This is a genomic window from Chromatiales bacterium, from assembly GCA_020445605.1.
In the GTDB taxonomy this organism is placed as follows: domain Bacteria; phylum Pseudomonadota; class Gammaproteobacteria; order JAGRGH01; family JAGRGH01; genus JAGRGH01.
On sequence record JAGRGH010000057.1, the window covers coordinates 11,970 to 36,949 of the forward strand.

Genomic DNA, 24,980 nt, shown 5'->3' on the forward strand with positions numbered 1-24,980 from the left:
TTTGCGTTCCGTGTAGGGTGCGTATCACGCACCGTTGTGGCGGTTGATGCGCCGACGACGGTGCGCGGTGCGCACCCTGCATGACTAGAACATCACCTCAACGAGCGCGAGGCTGAACCACGGCACGTAGGTGATCACCAGCAGGGCCGCGATCAGCACGAACATCCACGGCAGCGCGGCACGCGTGACCGCACCCAGACTCATGCCCGCCAGCCCGGCGGCGACGTAGAGGTTCAGCCCCACAGGCGGGGTGATCATGCCGACCTCCATGTTCGTCGTCATGATGATGCCGAGGTGGATCGGGTCGATGCCGAGCGACACGGCGATCGGGTGAAACAGCGGCGCGAGAATCAGCAGGATTGCCGACGGCTCCATGAAGTCGCCGGCGAACCACAGGATGACGTTCACCATCAGCAGGAAGGTCCACGGCGACAGGTCCTGGTCGATGATCTTCTGCGCGAGGTGCTGCGGCACCTGCTCCTCGGTCAGCACATGCGCAAAGATGATCGCGCAGGCGATGATGAACATCAGCATGGAGGTCATCTTCGCCGCGCCGAGCATCACGCGCGGCACGTCGCGAAAGCCCATGTCGCGATGCACGAACAGCGCGATGATTGCCGAATACACGGCGGCGACCGCTGCGGCTTCCGTCGGCGTGAATACACCGCCGTAGATGCCGCCAACGATGATGAAGATCAGCAGCAGGCCCCAGAATGCGCGCCCGAACGAGCGGACCAGATGTCCCCAGCCCTGCCACGGTTCGCGCGGCATGTTCGTGCGCCGCGCGTAGATGTAGGTCGTCACGAGCAGGAACGTGCCCATGAGGATGCCCGGCAGAATGCCGGCGATGAACATCTTGCCGACGGATTCCTCGACTGCATCGGCATAGACGATCATCGGAATCGACGGCGGAATCAGGATGCCGAGCGAACCGGCCGTGGCGACGACGCCCACGGCGAAGCGCTTGTCGTAACCGGCACCGACCATACCCGGAATCATGATCGAACCGATCGCGACGACGGTCGCCGGCGAAGAGCCGGAAATCGCGGCGAAGAACATGCACGAGACGACCGTCGCCATCGCCAGCCCGCCGGTCATCCAACCGACCATGGCCTTGGCAAAGTCGATCAGGCGCGCGGATACGCCGCCGACGGTCAGGAAGTGCGAGGACAGCACGAAGAACGGGATCGACAGAAGCGTCGTGTGCTCCATGGTGTCGAACAGCTTCTGCGCAACCACGGCGGGCGGACTGTCGGTCGAACTCGCGATGAAGGCGAGGCTGGAAAATCCGAGGCTGATCGCGATCGGCACACCGAGCAGCAGCAGCAGGATCAACCCGCCGAACAGCAGCGCGACGCTCATTCGGTCGGCTCCGGTTCGCGATCGCGCACGGCGTCGTGCTCGGACTGCCCGACGTGCAGGCGTTCACCGCGCCAGATCTTCACGCCAATCTGCACCAGACGGTAGGTCATCAGCGCCATGCCGATCGGAATGGCGAGATACGGAATCCACTGCGGGATCTCCAGGTTCAGCGTCAGGTCGCCCCAGCGCCGCACCTTCATCGTGTACTGGATCGCAAGCCACAGCACCGGGATTGCAAAGCCGAGACTGATCGCCAACGCGACGAGCCCCAGCCAACGCTGAACCTCACGCGAAAAACGGATCGTCAGAACATCGATGCCGAGATGCACACCCGCTTTCACACCGTGCGCGGCACCGATCAGCACGACCCAGGCGAAGATGTACTGCACGGCCTCGAGCACCCAGGTAAACCCGGTGTCGAACACGTAGCGCAGCACGACGTTGGTGAACAGCAGCAGCGTCGCCACGGCGAAGCCCACCGTGATGACCCACTGCTCGAAGATCGTGAGAATCCGATCGATCATGACTGTGGCCTGATCTTGCGGCCACGCGGGCCGGCGTCAGTTGCGCCGACCCGCGCGAACGCAGGCGATCAGTTGCCCAGCAGGGCGTGGATTTCCTTCAGGAGATCAGCGCCGATCTCGTCACGGAATTTGTCTTCCACGCTCGCCGTTATTGCACGCCACTTCGCGATCTCCGCCGGGGTCAGGTCGACGATCTTCGCGTACCCGGCCGCGGCGACCTTGTTGCGCTCTTCAGTGTCGGCTTCGGCAGCGGCCTTGCGGTTGACCTCGGTCGCCTCTCTGAGAATGGCGGCGACCTGCTTGCGCAGATCAGCCGGCATGCCGTTCCAGAATTCCGTGCTGACCACGACCAGGTAGCCGAGGTAGCCGTGGTTGGTGACCGAGATGTAGTCCTGAACTTCGTGGAATTTCTTCGAGTAGACGTTCGCCCAGGCGTTTTCCTGGCCGTCGACGACGCCCTGGCCGAGCGCCGTGTAGACCTCCTTGAACGGCAGCTCCTGCGGAGTGCCGCCGAGCGCCTCGACCATCGCGGAGTGCACGTCGGAGGTCTGGATGCGGAATTTCTTGCCCTTGAAGTCGCCGGGCGGATCGCGCAGCGGCTTGTCGCCGCGAATCGAGAACACCTTCATGCCGTTGTCCCAGAACGCCAGGCCCTTGACCCCCTTGTCCTCCATCGGCGCGACCATCTTGTCGGCGAGTTCGCTGTCGGCCAGCTTGTGCACGTCGGCAAGCGAGCCGAACAGGAACGGCAGGTCGAACGCCTGAAGGCGGTTCGAGAACTTCACAAATTTTGACAGGCTCGGTGCGGCCATGATGCCGGTCTTGCCCTCGGACAGGCGCATCGCCTCCATGACCTTGTTGTCGTCATAGAGCTGGGAATTCGGGAACACCTCGACCCGCACCTTGCCGGCCAGGCGCTTGTTGACCTGTTCGGCAAAATATTCGGCCGCAACGCCCTTCGGAGTCTGCGGCGAGACGACGTGCGAGAACTTGATGACATATTCGGCCTGCGCGGCGCCGGCGGCGAAAAGGCCGGCTGCGGCAACCGCGAGCAAGGTGCTGGTACGCATGGGGAACTCCGGATGGTGGTGGTCACTCCGGCGCGCGACTGCTTCTTTGGCAATCGCTGCGCCAGACATGACTTATAGCCGATCACGGCGCGAAGGGAAAGCCGGCCGTTGGTACACTGAATGCCCTTGCGCCTGGGGATCGGATTGTGGAAACCGTACAACTCATCGCGCTGACGCTGGGCGTCGGCTGGGCGTCGGGCATCAACCTGTATGCTGCGGTGTTCATGCTCGGGCTGCTCGGCAACGGCGGCTACATCGAGCTGCCGCCGGGGCTGGAGCCGGTCATGAACCCGCTGGTCATGGCGGCCGCCGGGTTCATGTACCTCGTCGAGTTCTTCGCGGACAAGACCCCGGGCGTGGACACCGCCTGGGACACCCTGCACACCTTCATCCGGATTCCGGCCGGCGCGATCCTCGCGGCCGGCGCGCTCGGCGGCGAGAGCCAGGCGCTGGAACTCGTCGGCTACCTGGTCGGCGGCAGCGCGGCGGCGGCAAGCCACCTGACCAAGGCCGGCTCGCGCGTGCTGATCAACACCTCGCCGGAGCCGGTCACGAACTGGGTGGCCTCGATCACCGAGGACATCGCGGTCATCGGCGGACTGTGGACCGCACTGAACCACCCGTGGGTGTTCATCGTGCTGTTCATCCTGTTCGTGCTGCTGCTGATCTGGCTGCTGCCGAAGCTCTGGCGCGGCATCCTCGCGCTGTTCCGGCGTATCGCGGGCTGGTTCGGCTCGAAACCGGCCGCGCCGGCGGACGAGGCCACGCCCGGCGACACCCCTATCAAACACCACGACGGGAAGACCTGAACATGTGGCTGAAGGCATGGCATCTGATCTTCATGGTGACCTGGTTCGCCGGGCTGTTCTATCTGCCACGGCTGTTTGTCTATCACGCCATGGCCGACGACGCGCCCGGCATCGCGCGCTTCAAGGTCATGGAGCGCAAGCTCTACTACGGCATCATGACCCCGGGCATGGTGCTGACCGTTGCGCTGGGCGTCTGGATGCTGATCGACTACGCTTGGGCGGCGTTCAGCGCGCAGGGCTGGCTGCACGTGAAGCTCGCGCTGATCGCGCTGCTGGTGGCCTACCACCTGTATTGCGGCAAGCTGGTGACCGACTTCAAGCACGATCGCAACACCCGCAGCCACGTGTTCTACCGCTGGTTCAACGAGGCCCCCGTACTGGCACTGATCGCGATCGTCCTGCTCGCGGTGCTAAAGCCGTTCTGACCGACCGCGGCGCCCCAGGGTCCCGTGTGGGATAATGGTCGGCCAATTCCCGCCACTTTGCGGTATCCAACGATGTCCCGAATGGTTCAATGCGCCGTGCTCAAGCGCGAGGCCGAAGGCCTGAGCGCCCCGCCGCACCCCGGCGAACTGGGCGTGCGAATCTTTGAAAACGTCTCGCGCGACGGCTGGCGCCAGTGGCTGGACCGGCTCGCGATGATCATCAACGAGACCGGCCTGAACACCGCGGACCCGCGCGCGATGCCGGTGATCGAGGATCACATGCGCGGCTTTCTGTTCGGCGAGGGACAGGCCGGCCAGGCCCCGCAAGGGTTCCGGCGCAAATAGACCGCTGCGCGCCCACGGATCTCCGCGCCGCGCTGACGGCCGCGAAGGCGGCGCTGGCCGGTCTGGAATCCGGCGCGCTGGATGCCGAACTGCTGCTCGCGCACCTGCTGGGTGTGTCGCGCTCGCATCTTTACGCCTGGCCCGACCGTCCACTCACCCCGGAAACCGCTGAGCGCTACGCGCAGCTGGTGACGCGCCGCGCCGCCGGCGAACCGCTGGCCTACCTGACCGGCGGGCGCGAGTTCTGGTCGCTTGCGTTCCGCACCACGCCCGACGTGCTCGTGCCCCGGCCCGAGACCGAGACGCTGGTCGCCGCGGCCCTGTCGCGCATCGCGCCGGGTCGGCCCTGCCGCGTGGCCGATCTGGGCACCGGCAGCGGCGCCATCGCCGCGGCCATCGCGATGGAACGCCCCCTCGCCACCATCGTTGCCACCGACCAGAGCGCCGCCGCGCTGGAGATCGCCCGCGAGAACTTCGAGCGGCTCGGACTCACCGCCCGAATCGAGACCCGTGCCGGTGACTGGTACGCGGCACTCGTCGGTGAACGCCTCGACTGCATCGTCAGCAATCCGCCATACATCGCCGAAGGTGATGCGCACCTCGGCGGCGACGGCGTGCGCTTCGAGCCACGCAACGCACTGGTTTCCGGGCCGGACGGTCTGGATGCGATTCGCACACTGGTCGCCGGTGCGCGCCAACACCTGCGCGATGGCGGCTGGCTCATCATGGAACACGGCGCCGACCAGGGCGCGGCGGTACGCGCGCTGCTGAGCGGAGCCGGTTTTCTGTCGATCGCCACCGAACCCGATGCGGCCGGCCGCGAGCGAATCACCGCAGCGCACTAGATTTCGTGCGCTCGACCCAGCAGCGGATTCTCCCGAGCGACGAAACTTGACTCGTTTCGTCGCGCCTGTCGGCTAATGTCGCGGGGGTTTTCGCAGGAACCCGGAAGCGGACCATCTCCAACCCACTGATCGCAGCGATCAATTCCCAAGCACCTACAGATGGCACAACATATGCCTGCTCAACGATAGGGTATAGGCAATGTCCGCCGGTTGCGGACAGGGGAAAGGGAAAATGGACGGCATACGCAACGCAATTGCATCGCTGCTCGTGTGCGCGACGCTCACGGCAGGACCGGTCGCCCGGGCACACGAGAGTAGCGGCTCGGCCTTCGGCGAACAGGTCAATCTGGCGATCTCACCGCTGGTGGGCGCTACAGTGAACGTGTCTAGCGGCCCGCTTCCCGCGGTTTCAGGTTCCACTCCGCCGGCCTTCATCGATTTGGATAGTGCCGCCAGCGTGGCGGTCAACGCCACGGTCACGAATGCGGGACTGCCGTTCGCGGTCGGCGTTTTGAACACCGGCCTTCTGACCGTTTCGACCCAGGGCACCGACGGCCCGTCCGCGCAGTCCGGCGCCATGGTCAACAATCTCGATCTCGATCTGCTCTCGGCCGCAACCGTCACCACGCTGCTCGCCATGAATGCCACCACGGTCAGCACTTTGGCCTCGGTTACCGGGAGTTGCGGCGCGGGCGGACTCACGGCGAGCGGCTCCACGACGCTCGAGGACGCCACGGTAGCCGGCACCCTCGCCGATCAGGCAAGCGTGACGGGAAGCGTTCTGGCCTCACCGCCGCCAAACTACGTCCTGCTATACGTCAACCTCGGCGCCGCAGGCCGCCTGCGCGTCACCCTGAACGAACAAATGGTAGGCGGCAACGGCATCTCCGGCGCGCAGATCACCGTGAACGCGATTCATGTCGAAGCAGTGGGGCCGCTGCTGTCGTCGATCCTCGGCTTCTCCGGCAATGTGATCATAGCGAGTTCCACGGCCCAGGCGAGCTGCGCCGAGGCCGATCTTTCCGTGACGGTGACGGATGCACCCGATCCTGTCGAACTCGGGCAAGTGCTGACCTACACCCTGAATGTTTCCAACGACGGGCCGGATGATGCGGGTGACGTCGAGGTGACGGGCACGCTGCCGCCCGAGGTGACGCTCCTCAGCATCGCACCGGATCAGGGAACCTGCGCACAGGTATCCGACACGGTGCAGTGCTCCTTCGGCACGCTGGCCAGCGGTGCGACCCGTCAGATCCGTATCCGGGTGGCTCCCCAGCAGGCCGGCCCGATTCAGAAAACCGCAAGCGTGAGCGGTGATGTGTTCGATCCGAATCCGGACAACAATCAGGACACTGAGGCCAGTCTAGTGACGGAGCCCGTGCCTGGACCACAGTCCGATGATCCCGTGCTGGACCCACAGGCCGACCCCGTTGAATCCATACCCATGCTGGGCCTTCCCGCTCTGCTGCTGCTGATGTCGTTGCTGACGCTGGCGGCGCGGGCACGCATGCGCGACTGACGTACCTCGCGCCACGGCTCGCGCCGCCGCCGGGCCGGTTCGCGCAACCGGCCCGGTGTCATAATGTGCGTATGAATCTCAACGTTGCCCTTGCGAAACCGGTCGCGAGTCCGATCGTTCTGATCAGTCCGTACGAACTCGGTCGTCAACCGTTTGCGCTGGCCGAGCCCGCCGCGCAGTTGCGCGCAGCCGGACATGGGGTGCGCTGCATCGACCTTTCGCAGCAGTCGCTCGATGCGGAACAGTTCGCGAACGCGCGCGTCGTCGCGATCTATCTCGGCATGCATACCGCCACCCGCATCGCCCTGGAGGCGCTCGACAAACTGCACGGCTTCGCGCCGGATGCCACATTCGCCGCCTACGGTCTGTATGCGCCGGTCAACGCCGCGATGCTGCGCGAACGTGGCATCGCGCATGTGTTCGGCGCGGAGTGCGAAAACGATCTGCTGCAGCTTGCCGCGCAGGTCCTCGGCGGCACGCCGCCGCGCTCGCGCACTCGCGTGGAGTTCATGGTGCCGGACCGCAGCGACCTGCCCGCACTGTCGCGCTACGCGCAGTTGCAGCTGCCGGACGGCGAGTCGCGCACCGTCGGCTTCGTCGAGGCCTCGCGCGGCTGCAAGCACAAGTGCCGGCACTGTCCGGTTGTGCCGGTCTATCACGGCCGCTTTCGCGCCGTGCCCGCCGAGATCGTGCTCGCCGACATCCGCCAGCAGGTCGCGGCCGGCGCCCGGCACATTTCATTCGGCGATCCGGATTTCCTGAACGGCCCCACGCATGCCGCGCGCATCATCGAACGCATGCACGCGCAGTATCCGCAGCTGACCTGGGATGCGGTCGTGAAGGTGCAGCACCTGATCGACCATGCGGATCTGCTGCCGCATTTCGCTCTGCGCGGCTGCCTGTTTCTGACCTCGGCGGTGGAGTCGCTCGACGATGCCGTGCTCAGGCGCCTGGAGAAGAATCACACGCGCGAGGATTTCGAGCACGCCGTAGGGCTGATGCGCAACGCCGGCATCGGGCTCGCACCGACCTTCATCCCGTTCACGCCATGGACGTCGATCGACGACTACCTCGATCTGCTGGATACGCTGGTTCGGCTCGAACTCGTGCATGCCGTGCCGCCCGTGCAGCTCAGCATCCGGCTGCTGATCCCCGCAGGCTCGTACCTGCTCGAACTGCCGGGCTTTCGCGATCAGCTCGACGGGTTCGATGCCAATGCGCTCGGCTACCAGTGGCGCCATGCCGACCCGCGCATCGACGCGCTGCAGCGTGAGATCCAGGACTGGATCGCCCGCGCGGAACAAGGCAATGTCGAACGTACAAAAATCTTCGCGGGTATCTGGCGCCGCGCGCACGATGCCGCCGGACGCGCGGCGCCGGCCCTGCCCGAACAGCTGGGCAAGGCGATTCCGGCGATGAGCGAACCCTGGTATTGCTGCGCGGAGCCGACCGAACAGCAGCTTGCGTCAATCTGAACCAACCTTGTACGACTCCCCGCGCGTGGTGCTCGTCGCGCCGCGCTACAGCTACCGCCTGCCGGCCTATCTCGCGGCCTGCGAAACAACTGGCATCCGCGCACTGATCGCATCAGAAGGCGAACTGGCGCTGTCGGCGCGCTGGCCCGGCGTGCGATGCCCGTTCGACCGACCGGATGCGGCCGCGCAGATCATCCATGCCGCACTCGGCCCGGCGGGTGCACAGGCGGTTGTCGCGACGGACGACTCCGCGACCGAGATCGCCGCACATCTGGCAGCGGCGCTTTCTCTGCCGCACAACCCGCCTGCGGCGATGCATGCGAGTCGCCGGAAAGACCGTGCACGCGCAGTCCTTGCAAGCCATGGCCTTGCCGTGCCCGATCACCGTGTCGTGCAGCTCCGCAGACCGGTCGCCCCGCAATGCGCAGAGGCGGGCTGGCCGGTCGTGATCAAGCCGCTTGCGATGGCCGGCAGTCGCGGCGTGATTCGCGCGGACGACGCGGCATCGCTTGAAGCCGCCGCCACCCGCGTTGCACGGATCGTTGCCGAATCAGGCGACGAATACGAACGCGAACACGCGCTGGTCGAAGCCTTCGTCGACGGGCCGGAATTCGCACTCGAAGCGGTCCTGCGCGACGGCGAGATCGAAGTGCTGGCGATCTTCGACAAGCCCGAGCCCATGAACGGGCCATACTTCGAGGAGACCTATTACATTTCACCGGCGCGCATTGATGCAGTGACGCGTCGGGCGCTGATCGATTCCACCCGCGCGGCCTGTGCTGCGTACGGATTGCGACACGGCCCGGTGCACGCGGAACTGCGGATGCACGATGGACGCGCATGGATCATGGAAGTCGCGGCGCGCACCATCGGTGGCGACTGCGCCCGGCTGGTCGAACACGCCACGGGGCGAACGCTCGAATCGATCGTCATCGGCAACGCGCTGGGGCTCGAACACACGCTGCCCGAGATGACCGGGGCCGCCGGCGTGTTGATGCTGCCGATCCCCGCCGCCGGCATGCTGCGCCGGGTCGAGGGCCTTCTGAACGCACAGGCGGTCGACGGCGTAAATGAGGTCAGAATCGCGATCCAGCCCGGCAACCTCGTCACGCCGCTGCCCGAGGGTTCAAGTTACCTCGGCTTTGTCTTCGCGACCGGAGCCGACGCGGATCGCGTCGAGCGCGCGCTGCGCCACGCGCACGCGCAACTGAAGTTCGTGATCGCCCCGCTGTTGCCCGCGGGACTATCGGTCTTTTAGCTAGACTGCAAGCGCTCTCGGCGGCTCAACGCCAGTCCCGCCTTGCGACGGCTGAAACGACCGACTAGCCTTAACAGGTTGTTGAAAAAGGCCCATCCATGGCCTTTTCAACGTCGCAACCGAAAAGCGCGGTTTTCGGTTGCTCACGAAAATCAGGCACTTGCGTGTTCGATTTTGGGCGAGACGTCCCTGTCTCGCGCTACCAGGCCGTTGAAGAGAGAATTTCAACAGCCTGTTAACTGCGCATGCCCGCGACGCTCACGAGGAACTCGCGCGATGACCCGACGACATTCCGTGGCGGCCTTCGTCGCACTGTTACCGGCGATGTATGCCGGGCTGACCTTCGCGCAGCTCGATACGGGGCCGGCGGGCGACGCGCCGTTCCGGGCGCTGCCACCGCCGCGCGGCACCGACGGCGAACCGGCGCTGGCGACCATCCTGCAGGGTCGCTGGGGCGACTCGAGCGGAAAGGATTACTCGGTCTCGAACGGCGCGTTCAGCCGGGATGGCTACCGAAGCCTGCAAATCACCTGCGAACGGAAAACCGACGTCGAGAGCATCACACCTCTCTACACGTGCTCGGGCGAGTGGTACAACCGCAAGGGCGAGGTGAAAGGCAACTATCTCGGCACGTTGTACTGGGAGGGCAGCCGTCAGCGCTGGTACCTGGAAGGCACCTACAACGACTACTCGAGCCCGCAGGGCCGTTACGGCTGGAACCTGTCGCCCTTTGAGACCGCTCCGGCATCGATCCCGGCGCTCTACAGAAAGCCACTGGCGGAAACCATTGGTCCGGTCGATTCCGATGCGCTGGGCATCCTGACCGGGCACTGGGGCAGTTCGTCGGGCAAGGAATACGACGTGACCCGTGGCTATTTCGTTCGCGACCAGCGGGTCGCTGCACGACTGACCTGTCGACGTCAGCCGGCGGACGACTCGGCAACGCCGTCGTTCGAATGCGGTGGTGATCTGCATAACGTCAAGGGCGAGGTCGTCAACGGCTACACGGGAAAGCTGTACTGGCAGAAGAACCAGAAACGCTGGTACATCGAAGGAAAGTACAACTATCCCGCTGATGCTGCCCGGTGGTATGGACTGAACTTCGCACAGATCACCGGTGCGGATGGAGCGCCGCCGTCGCCGCAGGCGGCTGGAGGCGCGCCGCCGGCAGCCGCCGATACTTACACGCCAAACCGCGCAGGAAACACGCCCGACAGCGGAAGTGATTCAAATTCGGTCCCGATCGACGAAATCGTCACGAGCAGCGACGGCGCAGCGCTCAGGGGTTGTCTGAAGTCAGCACACGCCGCATTCACGCAAAACGGGCTCAAGGTCGATGCACGCTCGCATACCTCGCTGATCGGGCACGATGCGAATCACACCGTTCGGGTTCGCTGTCCGACCAGCGAATCGAACCCGACCACCAGCGTCACGGTCATTGCCACGGGCGACAACGACCCGACTGCCCTGCGCGACCGGATCGTGGGAGCGCTGCAACCATGAATACGAAACAAGCTCAGGGCTTGCCGCCGGCCATTGTTGCGATCGCACTGGCTGCGATCGGTCTGTTTTTTGCACCGGCCACGCACGCGTGGCTACCCGATCCGCAATGCACGAACCTGACCAGCGAAACCAATACGGACTTTCCGGAGAAGATCTCGTGCAGCGACCTGAATGACGACAAGCTCATCAAGGACGCCGCGAAGGATCTGGCCGACGCCTGCATCCTGTCGTTTCTGGAAAAGATTCATGGCCAGGTCGATGTCCTGTCCGCGCTGGTGGCCGATCTGATCTATGTGCCGGAAGACGTCACGGTGAAGCGCGTTGCGACCACGTTCATGTCGTCGAAGACCTCGATCAGCGGCATCCTGAACACCGCAAAATCGCTGGCAACCGGTGGCGCTGACTATCTGGGCAGCTGCGCGAAGAAGGCGGTCATGGCGAATCTCGCCCGGAATTTCGAGACCTTCAAGTCCTACCAGACGGCAAAGAAATCCTCGGACGCGATTTACAAGAACCTGTCCGAGATCACCAAGGTCTCCGGGGTTCAACAGGGCGTGACGATCACGATCGACACCAACAAGAAGATTCATCAGCTCCAGAGTCAGATCACCCAGTACTCGAGCCACCTGCAGGCGCTGGAGCGCGACTGGAAGACGATTCGCAACAGCTTCCTGGGCGAGCGGGTCGCCGACGAGCTCGAACTCAAGGACAGCACGGCCGCCGTGGAGCAGGCGCTGGGCGTAGTCGCCGACATCGGGGCAGTGGATTCCGCGGGCGGCTGCATCATCGACGCGGTCGACGGCCTGATCCAGAACGCGCAGCAAACGCTCGCCCAGCACCGCGGATTCGTACTCGAGCGACGTCAGCACTATTCAAAGGCCGTGGAGTGTATTCGCGAAGGCCAGTATCCGGCACCGTCGGTCAGCGACTGGGAACGCAGCCGGTTCCGGGAACTGCGCGGCCGCTTTGAAGAGGCCGAATCAGGGCTCCGTGCCTATTTCGCGACCAGCGACGCGAAATGCGATCAGCTCACCAACCAGGTCGCGCAGGTGCGGGCGCGCGGCACGGCGCTCGAAAGCAATCTGAATCGGGCGTTGTCCGCGGCGACGAACTGCGACCGGGCCGCGGCAACTCGCGAGCTGGACGAGGTTCGCGCCGCCATGGACGCCAGCAAGTGTCTGGCGACCAGCGCGTTCGGCAGTCGCTACTATGCGACGCTGGCACAGGCGCGTGATCAACTGAATGCCTGCGCCGGAGTCGCAACGGACAAAACTCCGGACATCAACGTGGGTCCTGCCGGCCAGACCTTCGAACCGAATCGGTATTACAAGTACGTCATTTACAAGGAGGCCTACGGAACCTGGCACTGGAACAACTACAAGTGCCTGATCAAGAACTACGAGGTCATTCAGGAAACACCGACGACCATCCACGACAAGGTCAAGCAACTGACCGAACGCTGGAACACGGAGAACGAAAAGTGCAAGGCCAAGGGCTGCGAGCGCAGCGCGGGCTTTTCGCGAATCTGGCGACCTGAGCGCTGGTCGCTGACGCTCGAACGCGGGCCGCTGGAGTCCTACCCGACGGATGTCCCGGGAAACAGCATCAAGGAATGCACCGGAACGATGACCAACTAGGGCCTGTTCGCACTACGCGTGACTCCGGCCCCGTCTGGCGACACCGATGGCGGCGGGTTGGCCCCAGACCGGGCGGCCCACAAGCTGTCGAGTTTTTTTACACCCCGATCGATCTACGCCTTGGCCGCTCACACAACTCATTGATTGATATCAAGGGTCGTGGCATGGCGTGAATCTTGCTTTCCGATGGTAGAGAGCGATTTCCGGGTCCGGCGCCGCCATCTAAAGTCGCGCGCCGTTCCCACCAACCGGACGATCAAAGATGCATGACGATTCCGCCGAAAACCCGCCGTTCGCCTACCTGCTCGACCGCGGGCGTCGCGCCCTGCATGCGCTGGCGGTCCTGCTGGCACTGGGCTTCGGAAATCCCGCCACGGCCGCGCCAATGCTGTTCGACGTGGACATCTCGCTGGATTTCCCCGCGCTGACTTTCATCGATGCGCCGTATACGTTCGACCGCATCCACGGCACGATGACTGCGGATCCGTTGACGATACCAAGCACCAACGTCGTCGACTGCTTCGGCGACGGAGCAAATCCCTGCGAGGTCTCCAGCATGTCGCTGGTCATGTCGCTCGGTGGCGCACCGGTCGGCACCATGGAGCTTGCGATCGCCAACACGCTCGACGCGATCTTCATTGGCACCTTCGTCGGCGGCGGCGGCCCGGTGCCGATTCTGCTGGAAGTAAACAACCTAGTTTACGAGATCGGCCCGATGGGCGACTGCACGGCTGGTCCGGATCAGCTCTGTTTTCTCGGCGACTGGACATTCAGCGGCCCTGGCGGCCCGTTTCTGTTCTTCGCGCACTTCTCCAGCGCGCCCGGGGATTCGGCGCCATTGACGTACTGGGAAACCAACGGCGCGTCCAACTGTGAGGCAGGACTTCAGGAGCAGGTCCCGCCCGGACAGGTCCCCCCGGCCCAATCGGTTGGCTGCGGCACCTTCGACGTGAATGTCCATGTACCAGCCCCGGCACCGCTCGCGCTGTTCGGCGTCGGCCTGCTGGCGCTGGTCGTGGCACCAAAACGCCGCGCGACCTGAGAGCGCAGCATCCAGCTTGCATCCGCGGCGGTCAGCCGACCGCCGCACGGACCTTACCCCCCGGAAACCGGCGTCAGGACCGGGCCTCACCCCGCCAACCGCTTCGCATCTGTCTGGCATCTCCCGGTACGAAGGCCCGCGCGCCGGAGGTAAAGCCGGATTTACAGTGCCGTCGCTGTGCAAAAGCGGTTCGTCGCCAAGCCGTTGATCTTGTTGACCGCGCGTCTGTTGGCACAGATCGTGCTTTCCGAAATGGCAGAATCAATAATCGCACCCGTGTGTCATACGGGTCAGTCGCGGCGAACGCCGGCTGGAGTTCTCAACCATGAATTGCAACTTCGGGGCGCCAGCGATGCGCGCCCTTTTCCGCATGCTAAAAAAAACGGACGCCGTGCACTGCGGCCCCTGCTGGGACTGATCGCACTGGGCGCTGGGCAACACGTCTACGGCGCAGTGATGCCGTTTGAACTGGACGTGATGTTCAACACCCCGAAAACCATCATCGTCTTCGACCCCTACACCATCGACCGGATCACCGGCACGCTCAGCGCCGATCCGACAATCGGTCCAGTGTTGCCGTCCACGGTGGAGTGTTTCGGCGACGGAAGCATCTGCGAGGTCGCCAGCATGTCGCTGGCCTTTTTCAACGCCGGCAGTCAGGTGGCGATCGCCGACCTCGTGCTGATGTCCGCTGGCGGCCCGACGGCCGTTTTTTCCGGCACCTGGACCGGTAGCGGGATGCCCGAAGCAATCACACTCAACCTCGGCGATCTGTACTACGACATTGATGGCATGGGGTGTTCGCCCGCTGCCGACTCGTTGTGCGATGGCGCAAATTGGGTGTTTTCCTGGGCCGGCCCGTTCTTGGACTTCACCTACATCGCGAGCGGCGTACCTGGACCTGTGGTTGTCAATACCGCCTACACACCGCAGTTGCCAGAAAGTTCCTGTGAAGGCGATGCAATGTTTCCCTGCGGCTCGTTTGACATCGACGTGGCTAGCGCCCCCGCCGCGGCCCCGACACCGACCCCGATCGCCCTGTTCGGCATCGGCCTGCTGGCGCTGGTTGCTGCACCAAAGCGCCGCAGGGCCTGATCCGATCTGTTCTTGAGTGCGGCGGTCGCCCGACCGCCGCAACGCCGAAATTCCACCTGAGTGGAATTCGCCCTGCGCGGGCGCGATTTCCACGGTCGGCCTACAACACCTCGGCGTACAGCTTGCGCATTGCGTCCCACGAGGCTTTGTCCGCAGCTTCATTGTGGCCGACGGGTATCCCAAAACGCTTGCCACGCTCCGTTGCCGCAGGCACCGCGAAGCCGTGCATGGCATCGGGGTAGACGATGACCTCGTAGTCGGCGCCGGCGGCGTCCATCTCGGCACGAAACGCCTCGACGTCGCCCGCCGAAACCATCGCATCCGCCGCGCCGTGGCAAACGAGAATCCGTGCCTTGACCGAACCGGGCGCCGGCCGGTGAAACGAACCGAGCGCGCCATGGAAACTCGCCACGGCCTTCAGTGGCAGACCGATGCGCGCCATGTGCAGGGCCATTGCGCCGCCGAAGCAATAACCCATCGCCGCGGTTCGGTCGGCATCCACCAACGGCATGGCCCGCAGGGTCTCGAAACCCGCGCGCAGCCGGCGTGTGCCGGTTTCCATGTCATCGAGCACGCCCTGCATCAGGCCAGCGGCGCCAGCCACGTCAGCCGCCGTCCGGCCGTCGCCGAACATGTCGATCACGAACGCGACGTAGCCGAGCGCCGCGATCTGACGGGCGCGCTCGCGAATCTCGTCGTCCACACCCCACCATTCGTGGATCAGGATGACCCCCGGGCGCGGTCCCTGAATCGCCGCATCGTGGGCCACAAAGCCGACATGGCGCGCGGCGCCGACGGTGTACTCGTGGTCGGAAGTCTGGATGTTCTGCATGGGGCCTCCCGCAGGAATGCTGGTTGAACGATTCGCCGCGGCCCGCGCCCGCAGGCGAACCGGGCTGCCGTGGCCGGGAACCTTACTCGAAATTCCCTGCCACTGCGTCGGAAATTCCCCGCACGGGAACGGAATACGCCAAGGACGTTACCGCGGCTTGCGCCGCAGGTTCCGGCGCACGCTGACGCTGGTGTAGCATCGCGCTGCCAGCGCTGAACGGCGAACCGGCCTCTGCGGCCTTGACCGAGAACAACACAAGAACATGAACAAGCCGGAAGTCGTCACCGAACTCATGCAGTTTTTCGCCGCCGAGTTTCCCGAGCCGGACGAGGCGCTCACCGAGGACACCAACCTGCTGCAGGGCTGGTTCATGGACTCGCTGGCGATCGTGACCACGACGCTGTTCATCGAAGAACATTTCGGCGTGCCGCTGTCGCGCGCCGACATCAACGGCGACAACTTCCAGAACGTATCGACCCTGGCGGACCTCGTACTCCGCAAACTGCCGGGCGAGTAGCAGGATCTTCCGCCATGGCTGTGTTGCTCACGACCACGGTCACCGACGAGCTGCGCCAGAAGCACGACACGCACCGCGCGGGCGTCGTCGCGGCCGTGCTCGGCGTGCTGCTTGTGTACATGTATCTGTTCACCTATGCCTACGAGTTGGTCGGCCTGCCGGCCCCGAAGGCGGTGGCCGAGGCCGTGGGCATGGATGTACGGCATGTGTTCGACGATGACGGCAATGTCGACTCGAACGTGGAGATTTCCGACACACAGCGCTACGAGACCAACGACGACGAACGCCTCGTCTTTCTGCTGACCCTGGTCTGCGCGTTCCTGTCCGCGTATTTCCTGCCGCTCGGGCTCAAGCAGGCCTCGCTCGTGGTCTGGGCCTCACTGGCCATTGCGCTGCTGTTTGGCGTGCCGGCCGCACTCATGCTGCTCGCCGCGCACGTGACCGTATTCCTGACGCTGCATCCGCGCGCGGACGGCGCCTATCTCTGGGGTGCCGCGCCGGGATTGCTGGTCGCCGCCGGGCTGGCCGCCACCGGCGACCCACCGTCGCCGCTGGTCGTGCTGCTGCCAGCGATCAGTGCGGCTGCGTACCAGCATGTCTGGCTGCCGATCCTCGCGCAGCCGCGCGCCGGCGCCGTGCTGCGCACGATCGTCATGCAGGCGGCGCTGATCACGGTCTGTATCGGTGCGATCGCCGAGGGCTTCACGGACGAGGAATGGAAGCTGCCGGTTGGCATCCTGTTCTTCTTCTGGCAGTGGGAACGCCTGCTGATGTATCACGCCGACTGGAAGGATGGCACGATCCCCGAGGACATCACGCTGTGGCGCTACCTACCCGTGTTCGTCACGCCCGCGGCCATTCCGAACATCGGCATGCGCGTGGCGATCGGTCAGGGCTATTCGTACATCGACCGCACGTTCCTGTGCGAAGACAAGAACCGCATCGTCGCCGCCGGCATCAAGCTGCTGCTGATCGCCATGGCCTATCTGATTCTGGGCCACTGGGCGCGCTGGGCACTCGTCGACCTGTTCGAAGGTTTCGGCATCGAAGTCTACAACGCGCGTATCACGGAGATGATCAAGGCGTTTCACGCCGGCGAACCGGTCAGCACGGCCTCGGTGCTGACGACGACGCTGCTCGATCTGGTGCGCTGGGTGATGGTCTATGCGTCGGTCGCGCATTTCAAGGTCGGCGTATGGCGCATATGTGGCTACAGGGTCGATCCGAGCTTCGACAAACCCTGGATGGCGACGAACCTCGTGACCTTCTGGGCGCGGTTCACATTCCACTACCGCGAGTTCCTCGGGCGCATCTTTTACTACCCGGTCTTCTTCCGGTATTTCCGCAAACATCGGCTGCTGAGGATCGTCGTCGCGACGCTCGCCGCAGTCACGGTCGGCAACCTGATCTGGGGTCACATGGTCGAGCGCTTCTACTACGCCGGTATCGAGGCGCAGCAGTTCGCGCACACCTTCGCGACCTGGCCGTATTTCGTGCTGCTCGGTCTCGGCATCGGTTTGACCGAGGTCTATCTGGTCAAGAAAAAGCGCAAGCGCAAACCCTGGACACCCGGCGCCGGACTCGTCGGCGATGTCATCGCAACCTATTGCACGCTCCAGTTCTACGCGCTGATCCACATCTTCATCGTCAGTCGCGGCGCGTCTGACAACGCGGAGCTGTTCCGCCTGTTCCTGACGGCGTTCGGGATCCACATCCCTGCGTGATGGACTGAATCCGGACCCCATGCAGAAACTGGCGATCGAATACCTGCGGACCACCGTCGCCCGCCTGCCGGACAAGACCGCGCTCGTGGACGACTCCGGCGAGATCACGTTCGGCGCGCTGTGGCATCGGGCCCTGCACGCGGCGCGTGACATCGCCGATCGTGTGGGCCGAAACGGCCTGCCGGTCGCGGTCGAGATCGAGAAATCCATCGACGCGATCGTCGCGATCGTCGCGATCCAGCTTTCCGGAAACCTCTACGTTCCGTTCGACCCGAACAGTCCACCGGAACGCCGCGAGCGCATGCTCCAGACACTCGGATCGCCCGCGACGATTCGCGTCAACATCGGCGCGCTGGAACTGGATGGACAGATCATCGGCGGCAGAGCAACCGGTGCGGATACCTCCAACGCGGAGATTGAAGCCGCATTGTTCGACGGGCTCGTCGCGCGCAAGAACATCGACCCGCTGTATGTGATCTTCACCTCCGGCACGACCGGCACGCCGAAGGGCGTGACAATCTCCAACGCCGCGGTCATCGATTACATCGACTGGGTCCGGCACACCTACGCCGTGGACGAGTCCGAGATCATCGCAAACCAGGCGCCGCTGTATTTCGACAACTCCGTCCTGGATATTTATCTGTGCTTTGCCTGCGGCGCCACGCTGCATCTGCTGGCCGCGTCGCGCTTCATGTTCCCGGACGACGTCGTCAGCTACCTGGCCGCGAACAAGATCAGCCTGATCTTTTTCGTGCCGTCGCTGCTGTCGAACTTCGCGGCCGTCAACGCACTTCAGGAACACGATCTCGGCGCGCTGCGCAAGGTGCTGTTCGCCGGCGAACCGATGCCGCTTTCGACCCTGCGCTATCTGCGCGAGCGGCTGCCCCAGGCGCTGCTGTCGAACCTGTACGGGCCCACGGAAATCACCGTCGATGCGATCTACTGGACCTTCGGGACCGAGATCGAAACGCTCACGGAAGTGCCGCTGGGCAAGGCCTGCGAGAACAAGACGATCATCTTTCTCGATGAACACGGTGCGCCGGTGACCGAACCCGACGCCGTAGCCGAGATCTGTGTGGCGGGTGTCGGCGTCGCGCTGGGCTACTGGAACAACCCGGAACGCACCGCCGAGGTCTTCATCCAGAACCCCGAACACTCGCGCTACGCCGAGCGCATCTATCGCACCGGTGATCTCGGCTATGTCTCATCGCGCGACGGGCTGATCTACATGACCGGCCGCAAGGACGGCCAGTTCAAACACCGCGGCTATCGCATCGAGCCCGGCGAGATCGAGAGCGCGCTATCGGCGCTTGGCGAGGTCACGCAGAGCTGCGTGATCTACGACGCGGACCATCGGGAGATCGTCGCGTTCTACACGCCCGCGGAACCCGGAAAGGAACTCAGGGGCGCCCACAAACTGCTGGCCGGACGGCTGCCGGCCTACATGATCCCGCGGCGTTTCGTGGCCGTTGCCCGCATGCCCGTCACGCCCAACGGCAAGGTGGACCGCAAGGCACTCTGGGCGGGGTATAAGAAGCCGGGAGGCTGAGAGTCTTGCAAGCGCCGGGGCGCTATGGAAGCGGCGCCGGCTCGAAGTCCGCGATACCGAAGTTCTGCTGCTGCTGTGACCACTCCAGCGTGGTCGTCTCGCCGGGTTGCGGGAAATCGTCGACCGTCACGGTCTTCTGGGCACCGAGCAGAAAGTCCGTCCCGTAAGTGGCGACGGTGAAGTTCGAAACCGATTCCACAACGCCATCGCGATAGATGCGAAGTTCGTGGGCGCCGTCTCCCGCCTCGTTCCAATTCACGAGTGCGGCATAGCCGTTCAGCGTGTCCCAGCAGACGGCTTCGGTATCCGTACGTTTCAGATGATGTGCGAGCGGTTCTATCGGGCCGTCGTCGATCTGGTAGTCCAGCGTATCCGCATTACAGCTCCAGCCGCGCAGCACGTCGATGCCGCTGACGGTGGCGCCATCCCGCGGGCTCTCATGGAAGAAACCTTCGGGTATCGGCCCGTTGCCGTCGGACTCGAACGCTTCGATGTCCGTGTGCGCACCGACGATACGGGGAAAACCCGCGCCGCGCTGGTCGTAGGGTTCAGCCGGATTGGTCAGCACCGCATCCAGCGCGGGGCTGTTGCCGGCCAATGCGCGCGTGGGCACACACATCTGCATGCCGGGCGCACCGGCCGGACGTTCGCAGCCATTGTCGGCAAGCGGGCCGAGCATGGGTTCGTCAGTAAAAATGTTGCCGTTGCCTTCGCCACCGAACTCCGCGGCGGAATCGCCAAGAAGACTTCCAGTCACCCCCGTCGAAGGCAACGGGGTTGACGTCCCGGTCATATCAAAGTTGCCACGCGCCGACGTGTTCGCAGCCAGAATTGTACTTTGCACAACGAAGCTATCGAGCGCTTCGACCGTGAGCCCCCCTCCACCGCGAGAAGCCGAGTTGTGGGAAATCGTGCTGCTTACGATCTCGACCACTCCAGATGCATAGATACCGCCGGCGAGCGCCCTCGCGCCCACCGCATCATTCGCAGCGATCGTGGCGTTCGACACCACGACCGAATCATCGGAGAAAACACCGCCGCCTCTCGCACTGCGACCATTGCTCTCATTGTTCACGATCGCGCTGTTCGATATGGCGCAGGATCTGCAATAAACACCGCCGCCATTTGCCCACTCGTAGGTTGCACGGTTTCCGGTCACCACGCTGTTTTCAAGACTGACAGTGGACGCATAGACTCCACCGCCGTGCCCAGAAGACAGATTGTCGCGCAGAGCGCTATCCACAATTTCCGCATTCGTTGCTGAAACACCTCCGCCCGCACTGGCGAGGGTGTTTCCGGAAACGGTGCTTCGCTCCAGGGTCAGGCCCGCAGCCGATACGCCACCGCCCGCGTTGCTCGAAATCACACTGTCGACAATATGGGCTTGCTGCCCACGCACACCCCGCCCGATGTTGTGCGAAACAGTTACGCGATCTAGCCCCAGATCACCGGTCGAATAGACTCCGCCGATGCCGAGGCTCGCGCGATTGTTGCTGATGTCGCTGTCGGTTATGTGCGCGGAACCCGCATAAATTCCGCCGCCACCATAGGAACCCCCACTGGATGGGCTCCCGGTGATTTCGTTTCCAGTAACCTCGGAACGCAGCATCTCAAGGCTGGTCGCTCGCAGGCCGCCGCCTGTAGTCGAAGCACGATTGTTAGTGAACATGCTGTCGGCTACTGTGACCTGCCCGCCGTAGGCACCGCCCGCGCTACCGCCCGTATTGCCCGACAGATCACTACGCGTTATCTCCAGCCTGCCCTTCACATAGATTCCGCCACCGAGGGAATTCGCTCTGGAATTGAGGATCTGACAATTCACCAGGGTGAGATCACCACACGCAGCGACCGCCCCACCGTAACCGTTGTACGCACCGCCCAGATGCTCTATACAGGTCCAGGATGGAAACTCGCCGAGGGGGAGCGTGTTTCCGTCTCTGAGAATCAGGTTTTCCAGTGTCAGGTGCGGCTGCGGATAATTGTTGACGAAACCTTGCAGAAAAATTCGGGACGCATTGTTCGCGGTGATTTCCTGTCGCCCCGGCGGCCCAACAATCGCCAAGTCTTCCGTGATCAGGATATGTCCGGATGTCAGAACGATTGAACCCAGCCCCGGAGAAAAGCGGATCTCGTTGCCACCCCCGTTACCCACGGCCTCGGCAATCACCGCTCGCAGGCTGCCGGGCCCGGAATCCGCGTTGCTGGTGACGTTGAAGATGGCCGCTGCGGCGAACGGACTTCCAAACGCGGCAAATGCCAATGCAGCAAGCACCGCGGTGCCGCATCCGCATGGAAGCGCATAGCGGCCGCTCATCACTACGCGTCCCCCACGTACGAGCCGAGAGCACAGCATGCGATCCCTTCGTACAATATGGCCTGCCAGCGTCGCGCCCTGGGCGGTCATGGCGTTACGCCCCCGGTGCCGGGTTGAAAATGTTTCAGGAGGAACCTCTGCTGTGGCGGCGACCATTCCAGCGTTGCCGCATCGCCGATCTCCGGGAAGTCGTGGACTGTGATCGAACGCTCAACGTCTGTTACGAAACTGGTCCCAGGCGAAACCACGATGAAGCGCTCGATCGCGACCGCGCCAGATCCGCGATAGATACGCAGGTTGTGGATGCCCGTGGAATATTCGTTCCAGTTCACGATACCCGCATATCCATTGTCGACGTCGCCACAGTCATTAAGGGTATCCGGGCGATTGAGCTTCGCGGCCAGCGGGATGAGCGGTCCGGAATCGACCTGGTAGGAAAACGCGTCGCCGTCGCATGACCAGCCCCGCAACACGTTGACACCGCTCACGGTCTCGTTGGCGCGCGGCGTTTCGTGGTTCATCGTGCCCGGCAACTCCCCCTGCACGGTGAGGCTGGTCTCGAAGGCCAGCACGTGCTCGAGGCTCGCGCTGTCGATGTCGAACACCCGGAACTGATAATCGCCAGGCGGAAGCGGTTGCACAATGTGCGTTTGCGGCCCTGGCTGTGGAAGGAAAAAGCCTCCAGGGGTCAGCCACAGGCGCGGGTCTACAAGATTGACCACCGGCCCGTCCACGTCCACCTCCAGACCGTGGTAGACGACGTCCCCGGGATAACAAATACTCGTCAGAGTTAAAACGATCTCGTCCGAGTTGTCGGGCGTCGGATCGAGAAGCAAACTGACAAAGGGGTGCCACTCGCAATCGGCATTCGCGTTGCTCAGACACAGACTGGCGAGCAGGAACGCCAACGCCCGCGGCACCGCCGTTGTGTGCGCGCGCCTGCCGAGAGGGGCTATGAGATAGCCGGTACGAGCCGCGCCGGACGGTGACTGCGGTCGCGAGGACTGGACAGGCAGGCCGCACACCGCATGCGCGGATGGCCGCCCAAATGGCAGAAACGCTGAATCCTTCATCCGAACCCCACCCTGGTACCTGTCGTGCGCAAGCGTTGACGCACGGTCCCAAACCTAGCTCCATGCGCTGGTTCCCGTCAAGGCATTCGATACGCTGAGCGGCGGTGGGCCAGAGCGCTCCCGGCACGAACCGCCCGCCGCGACCGGTGCGCTCGCCTGGAACGGCGCACCGGTCGCTGCGAACGCGATCGTCAGGTCAGTTCTTGCGGGTGTCGAAATGCTCGGAGTAGCGGGCGATGTAGTCGTCGCTCGCCAGCGGCACGTGGCAGCCGCGGCACTTGCTGAAGTCCGAGGTGGCGGGCGTGGTGCCATCGGCCTGGTAGGCGGAATACACCCAGTCGCCGGTGGCGACCGTGCCGGCCCGCAGCGCCTGGCCCCAGCCCGCGCCCTTGGCCATCACGAAGACCTTGTCGAGCTTGTCCTTGACCAGCCGCCCCTCGGCGTCACGCTGGAGATTTCCCGAGCCATCCTTGCGCGCGGTGTAGATCTCCATGACGGAAACGGTTCCGGACGGAAACGCCTCGCCACGCTTCGCTTTAAGACCCGTGTCGTTGATATAGATCTCGCGGACCTGCCCAGCCTTGTCCTTGTCGACCGTCGGCACGAATTTCGGCCAGCCGGCGTAGCCGGTGGGCACGGTGATTTCGCCGTCTGCCTTGGCGCTTTCGCCCGAGGATTTGCTCGTCAGGGTATTGCAGCCCGCGCCCGCCAGCAGCAGCGCCGCCGCGGCAACGGCACCCGTCGCTAACCGGCCCCGTCCAGTCGTGGTGTTGTCCATCGGTGTCTCCATGGTTCGAATCTGACGTATCCACGCGGATACGTACGCCTATACGTCGGCGGGTCGCATACGGATGCACGCGGCGGACAAATTCGACGCGAATGGGCCCCGAACGGCGGAAAAGGCAGAGCGAGCGGTCGCGCGACTAGCGATCCCGCGCCGGCGAGATGACGTCGATCGGGCGGCGGTCCTTGCCGTCGAAGGCCGGCGAAAACACCACGAAGGCCAGCGCCGGCCCGGCGCCGACGTTTTCGGCCCAGTGGAACACCCCGCGCGGGATGAATGCGCTGTCGCCGGGGCGCAGCGCGACATCACGGTCGGCCAGATGCAGCACGGTGTCGCCGCGAATGGCGACGACGGTCAGATCGTGGCGGTCGTGCGCATGCGGAGACTCCCGCGTGGCGAGCCGGATCAGGTGGGCGCTGGCGGCCTCGGTGCGATGCAGCTCGCGAAGGGCAATGGGGGCGGCAAGCTGCGCGGCGCTCCAGTCGTCGAGCCGGACGTCGTCCGGCGCCACCGTCACCGTGGGGCCGGGATCGCCCCCCGCGTGCGCGGCGCCAGAAAAAAACGCCAGCGCCACAACGAAGTACATCGCGCTGCACCGCGCGGGCTTGGTCCTGCTCATCGCCATCCTCCAAAAACAAAAACCCGCGGCCAGGCCAAACAGCCCCGACCGCGGGTCCGGTTCGCACTCCGCGGCGCAGGGCGCCGCGGAGGAGCTGCGGGCTTAGCCCGCCGGCGTGCCGGCGACCATCGCGCCACCGCCGAGCACGGCGGCCAGGACGAGGCCGATGACGATGCTGATCGCGACGATCACGAGCGCGACGATCACGCCCTGACCGAAGCCGACCGGCTGGCCGGACTGGCCGATGAGCTTGTTGCCGTAGTACCACCCACCGAACAGGATGCCGATCACCCAGCTGGCGATGTTCGGGATCGAGAACGTCGAACCCTGGGCGTCCATCCCCATCACCAGGCCGATGATCATGCCGATCACCGCGGTCACGAGATAGACGACGAAGGTCAGGCCGTAGGCCTTGCCGTAGGACAGCTTCGTCTTGACGATGATCTTGTTGGCGAGCATCAAAAAGAGCGCGCCGATCAAGCTTCCGATTGCGACCGCAACGACGAGAATTACGAGCGCAATTGCAATTCCAATGATTCCGGCTGATTCCATGATTTTCTCCAGACGTTATTGAGTTGGTTTCCGCAGGCGGCGTGCCCAGACACCGACCGACGAGCCACGGCATCCAGGCCCGAGACACCCCGTGCGTCGGGCCATTA

Annotated in this window: 23 protein-coding genes; 14 read left to right on the forward strand and 9 right to left on the reverse strand. The window is 64.2% G+C overall.

What is annotated here, in order from left to right; translation table 11 throughout:
* Positions 1–84 precede the first annotated feature (84 nt).
* The 3 genes from KDG50_14565 to KDG50_14575 all read right to left on the reverse strand — a co-directional run bounded on the left by KDG50_14565 (position 85) and on the right by KDG50_14575 (position 2,956).
* A complete protein-coding gene (locus tag KDG50_14565; protein MCB1866638.1) occupies positions 85–1,362 on the reverse strand; it encodes a TRAP transporter large permease in 1,278 nt (425 codons plus the stop codon).
* Complete coding sequence (locus tag KDG50_14570) at positions 1,359–1,886, reverse strand: TRAP transporter small permease (protein ID MCB1866639.1); 528 nt, start codon at positions 1,884–1,886, stop codon at positions 1,359–1,361. Before KDG50_14570 ends, KDG50_14565 begins: the two co-directional genes overlap by 4 nt.
* A 68-nt stretch (positions 1,887–1,954) precedes the next feature.
* Positions 1,955–2,956, reverse strand: a complete 1,002-nt coding sequence (locus KDG50_14575) for a TRAP transporter substrate-binding protein (protein ID MCB1866640.1) — start codon at positions 2,954–2,956, stop codon at positions 1,955–1,957.
* 143 nt (positions 2,957–3,099) lie between these two features.
* Here KDG50_14575 and KDG50_14580 point away from each other — a divergent pair, with 143 nt between their 5' ends.
* From KDG50_14580 to KDG50_14630, 11 genes are all read left to right on the forward strand, one after another.
* Positions 3,100–3,765, forward strand: a complete 666-nt coding sequence (locus KDG50_14580) for a DUF4126 domain-containing protein (protein ID MCB1866641.1) — start codon at positions 3,100–3,102, stop codon at positions 3,763–3,765.
* Between the two features lie 2 nt (positions 3,766–3,767).
* A complete protein-coding gene (gene hemJ / locus KDG50_14585; protein MCB1866642.1) occupies positions 3,768–4,190 on the forward strand; it encodes a protoporphyrinogen oxidase HemJ in 423 nt (140 codons plus the stop codon).
* Between the two features lie 72 nt (positions 4,191–4,262).
* Positions 4,263–4,535: an oxidative damage protection protein gene (locus KDG50_14590; GenBank protein MCB1866643.1), complete on the forward strand. Its 273-nt coding sequence runs from the start codon at positions 4,263–4,265 to the stop codon at positions 4,533–4,535.
* A 32-nt stretch (positions 4,536–4,567) separates the two neighbouring features.
* A complete protein-coding gene (prmC, locus tag KDG50_14595) occupies positions 4,568–5,380 on the forward strand; it encodes a peptide chain release factor N(5)-glutamine methyltransferase (protein ID MCB1866644.1) in 813 nt (270 codons plus the stop codon).
* A 232-nt stretch (positions 5,381–5,612) separates the two neighbouring features.
* Positions 5,613–6,899, forward strand: coding sequence for a DUF11 domain-containing protein (locus tag KDG50_14600; GenBank protein ID MCB1866645.1), 1,287 nt, complete (start codon positions 5,613–5,615; stop codon positions 6,897–6,899).
* Between the two features lie 71 nt (positions 6,900–6,970).
* Complete coding sequence (locus KDG50_14605; protein ID MCB1866646.1) at positions 6,971–8,374, forward strand: radical SAM protein; 1,404 nt, start codon at positions 6,971–6,973, stop codon at positions 8,372–8,374.
* Between the two features lie 7 nt (positions 8,375–8,381).
* A complete protein-coding gene (locus KDG50_14610; GenBank protein ID MCB1866647.1) occupies positions 8,382–9,632 on the forward strand; it encodes an ATP-grasp domain-containing protein in 1,251 nt (416 codons plus the stop codon).
* Between the two features lie 276 nt (positions 9,633–9,908).
* Entirely contained in the window at positions 9,909–11,135 is a 1,227-nt protein-coding gene (locus tag KDG50_14615) for a hypothetical protein (GenBank protein ID MCB1866648.1), read from the forward strand.
* A complete protein-coding gene (locus KDG50_14620; protein ID MCB1866649.1) occupies positions 11,132–12,772 on the forward strand; it encodes a hypothetical protein in 1,641 nt (546 codons plus the stop codon). The genes KDG50_14615 and KDG50_14620 overlap by 4 nt, the downstream gene beginning before the upstream one ends.
* A 262-nt stretch (positions 12,773–13,034) precedes the next feature.
* Entirely contained in the window at positions 13,035–13,814 is a 780-nt protein-coding gene (locus KDG50_14625; protein ID MCB1866650.1) for a hypothetical protein, read from the forward strand.
* A 177-nt stretch (positions 13,815–13,991) separates the two neighbouring features.
* Positions 13,992–14,909 carry a hypothetical protein gene (locus tag KDG50_14630; GenBank protein ID MCB1866651.1) on the forward strand — a complete coding sequence of 306 codons (918 nt, stop codon included), beginning with the start codon at positions 13,992–13,994 and terminating at the stop codon, positions 14,907–14,909.
* Positions 14,910–15,009: 100 nt separating this feature from the next.
* Here the strand turns inward: KDG50_14630 and KDG50_14635 are convergent, their stop codons facing one another.
* Positions 15,010–15,741, reverse strand: a complete 732-nt coding sequence (locus KDG50_14635; protein MCB1866652.1) for a dienelactone hydrolase family protein — start codon at positions 15,739–15,741, stop codon at positions 15,010–15,012.
* Between the two features lie 262 nt (positions 15,742–16,003).
* On the opposite strand from KDG50_14635, the gene KDG50_14640 reads away from it, so the two are divergent.
* From KDG50_14640 to KDG50_14650, 3 genes are read left to right on the forward strand one after another with little or no spacing between them, the layout of a single operon-like run.
* Positions 16,004–16,258, forward strand: a complete 255-nt coding sequence (locus KDG50_14640; GenBank protein ID MCB1866653.1) for an acyl carrier protein — start codon at positions 16,004–16,006, stop codon at positions 16,256–16,258.
* A 14-nt stretch (positions 16,259–16,272) separates the two neighbouring features.
* A complete protein-coding gene (locus tag KDG50_14645; protein ID MCB1866654.1) occupies positions 16,273–17,982 on the forward strand; it encodes a hypothetical protein in 1,710 nt (569 codons plus the stop codon).
* Between the two features lie 19 nt (positions 17,983–18,001).
* Positions 18,002–19,531 (forward strand): amino acid adenylation domain-containing protein, encoded by a 1,530-nt coding sequence (locus KDG50_14650; protein MCB1866655.1) that lies wholly within the window; start codon positions 18,002–18,004, stop codon positions 19,529–19,531.
* Between the two features lie 22 nt (positions 19,532–19,553).
* On the opposite strand, the gene KDG50_14655 is transcribed toward KDG50_14650, so the two are convergent.
* The 5 genes from KDG50_14655 to KDG50_14675 form a co-directional block, all read right to left on the reverse strand.
* On the reverse strand, positions 19,554–21,845 hold the full coding sequence (locus KDG50_14655) for a hypothetical protein (protein MCB1866656.1): 2,292 nt from the start codon (positions 21,843–21,845) through the stop codon (positions 19,554–19,556).
* Between the two features lie 86 nt (positions 21,846–21,931).
* Positions 21,932–22,753 carry a hypothetical protein gene (locus KDG50_14660; protein ID MCB1866657.1) on the reverse strand — a complete coding sequence of 274 codons (822 nt, stop codon included), beginning with the start codon at positions 22,751–22,753 and terminating at the stop codon, positions 21,932–21,934.
* 361 nt (positions 22,754–23,114) lie between these two features.
* A complete protein-coding gene (locus tag KDG50_14665) occupies positions 23,115–23,696 on the reverse strand; it encodes a cytochrome P460 family protein (GenBank protein MCB1866658.1) in 582 nt (193 codons plus the stop codon).
* Between the two features lie 145 nt (positions 23,697–23,841).
* Positions 23,842–24,321 (reverse strand): cupin domain-containing protein, encoded by a 480-nt coding sequence (locus tag KDG50_14670; GenBank protein MCB1866659.1) that lies wholly within the window; start codon positions 24,319–24,321, stop codon positions 23,842–23,844.
* Between the two features lie 102 nt (positions 24,322–24,423).
* On the reverse strand, positions 24,424–24,873 hold the full coding sequence (locus KDG50_14675; protein MCB1866660.1) for a hypothetical protein: 450 nt from the start codon (positions 24,871–24,873) through the stop codon (positions 24,424–24,426).
* Between the last annotated feature and the right edge of the window lie 107 nt (positions 24,874–24,980).

What these genes read in the sequence shown, in the direction of transcription:
- KDG50_14565 (MCB1866638.1), bottom strand. Translation starts at nt 1,362, where the DNA reads ATGAGCGTCGCGCTGCTGTTCGGCGGGTTGATCCTGCTGCTGCTGCTC.
- KDG50_14570 (MCB1866639.1), bottom strand. Translation starts at nt 1,886, where the DNA reads ATGATCGATCGGATTCTCACGATCTTCGAGCAGTGGGTCATCACGGTG.
- KDG50_14575 (MCB1866640.1), bottom strand. Translation starts at nt 2,956, where the DNA reads ATGCGTACCAGCACCTTGCTCGCGGTTGCCGCAGCCGGCCTTTTCGCC.
- hemJ (MCB1866642.1), top strand. Translation starts at nt 3,768, where the DNA reads ATGTGGCTGAAGGCATGGCATCTGATCTTCATGGTGACCTGGTTCGCC.
- KDG50_14590 (MCB1866643.1), top strand. Translation starts at nt 4,263, where the DNA reads ATGTCCCGAATGGTTCAATGCGCCGTGCTCAAGCGCGAGGCCGAAGGC.
- KDG50_14600 (MCB1866645.1), top strand. Translation starts at nt 5,613, where the DNA reads ATGGACGGCATACGCAACGCAATTGCATCGCTGCTCGTGTGCGCGACG.
- KDG50_14605 (MCB1866646.1), top strand. Translation starts at nt 6,971, where the DNA reads ATGAATCTCAACGTTGCCCTTGCGAAACCGGTCGCGAGTCCGATCGTT.
- KDG50_14615 (MCB1866648.1), top strand. Translation starts at nt 9,909, where the DNA reads ATGACCCGACGACATTCCGTGGCGGCCTTCGTCGCACTGTTACCGGCG.
- KDG50_14620 (MCB1866649.1), top strand. Translation starts at nt 11,132, where the DNA reads ATGAATACGAAACAAGCTCAGGGCTTGCCGCCGGCCATTGTTGCGATC.
- KDG50_14625 (MCB1866650.1), top strand. Translation starts at nt 13,035, where the DNA reads ATGCATGACGATTCCGCCGAAAACCCGCCGTTCGCCTACCTGCTCGAC.
- KDG50_14635 (MCB1866652.1), bottom strand. Translation starts at nt 15,741, where the DNA reads ATGCAGAACATCCAGACTTCCGACCACGAGTACACCGTCGGCGCCGCG.
- KDG50_14640 (MCB1866653.1), top strand. Translation starts at nt 16,004, where the DNA reads ATGAACAAGCCGGAAGTCGTCACCGAACTCATGCAGTTTTTCGCCGCC.
- KDG50_14645 (MCB1866654.1), top strand. Translation starts at nt 16,273, where the DNA reads ATGGCTGTGTTGCTCACGACCACGGTCACCGACGAGCTGCGCCAGAAG.
- KDG50_14650 (MCB1866655.1), top strand. Translation starts at nt 18,002, where the DNA reads ATGCAGAAACTGGCGATCGAATACCTGCGGACCACCGTCGCCCGCCTG.
- KDG50_14655 (MCB1866656.1), bottom strand. Translation starts at nt 21,845, where the DNA reads ATGAGCGGCCGCTATGCGCTTCCATGCGGATGCGGCACCGCGGTGCTT.
- KDG50_14665 (MCB1866658.1), bottom strand. Translation starts at nt 23,696, where the DNA reads ATGGACAACACCACGACTGGACGGGGCCGGTTAGCGACGGGTGCCGTT.
- KDG50_14670 (MCB1866659.1), bottom strand. Translation starts at nt 24,321, where the DNA reads ATGAGCAGGACCAAGCCCGCGCGGTGCAGCGCGATGTACTTCGTTGTG.
- KDG50_14675 (MCB1866660.1), bottom strand. Translation starts at nt 24,873, where the DNA reads ATGGAATCAGCCGGAATCATTGGAATTGCAATTGCGCTCGTAATTCTC.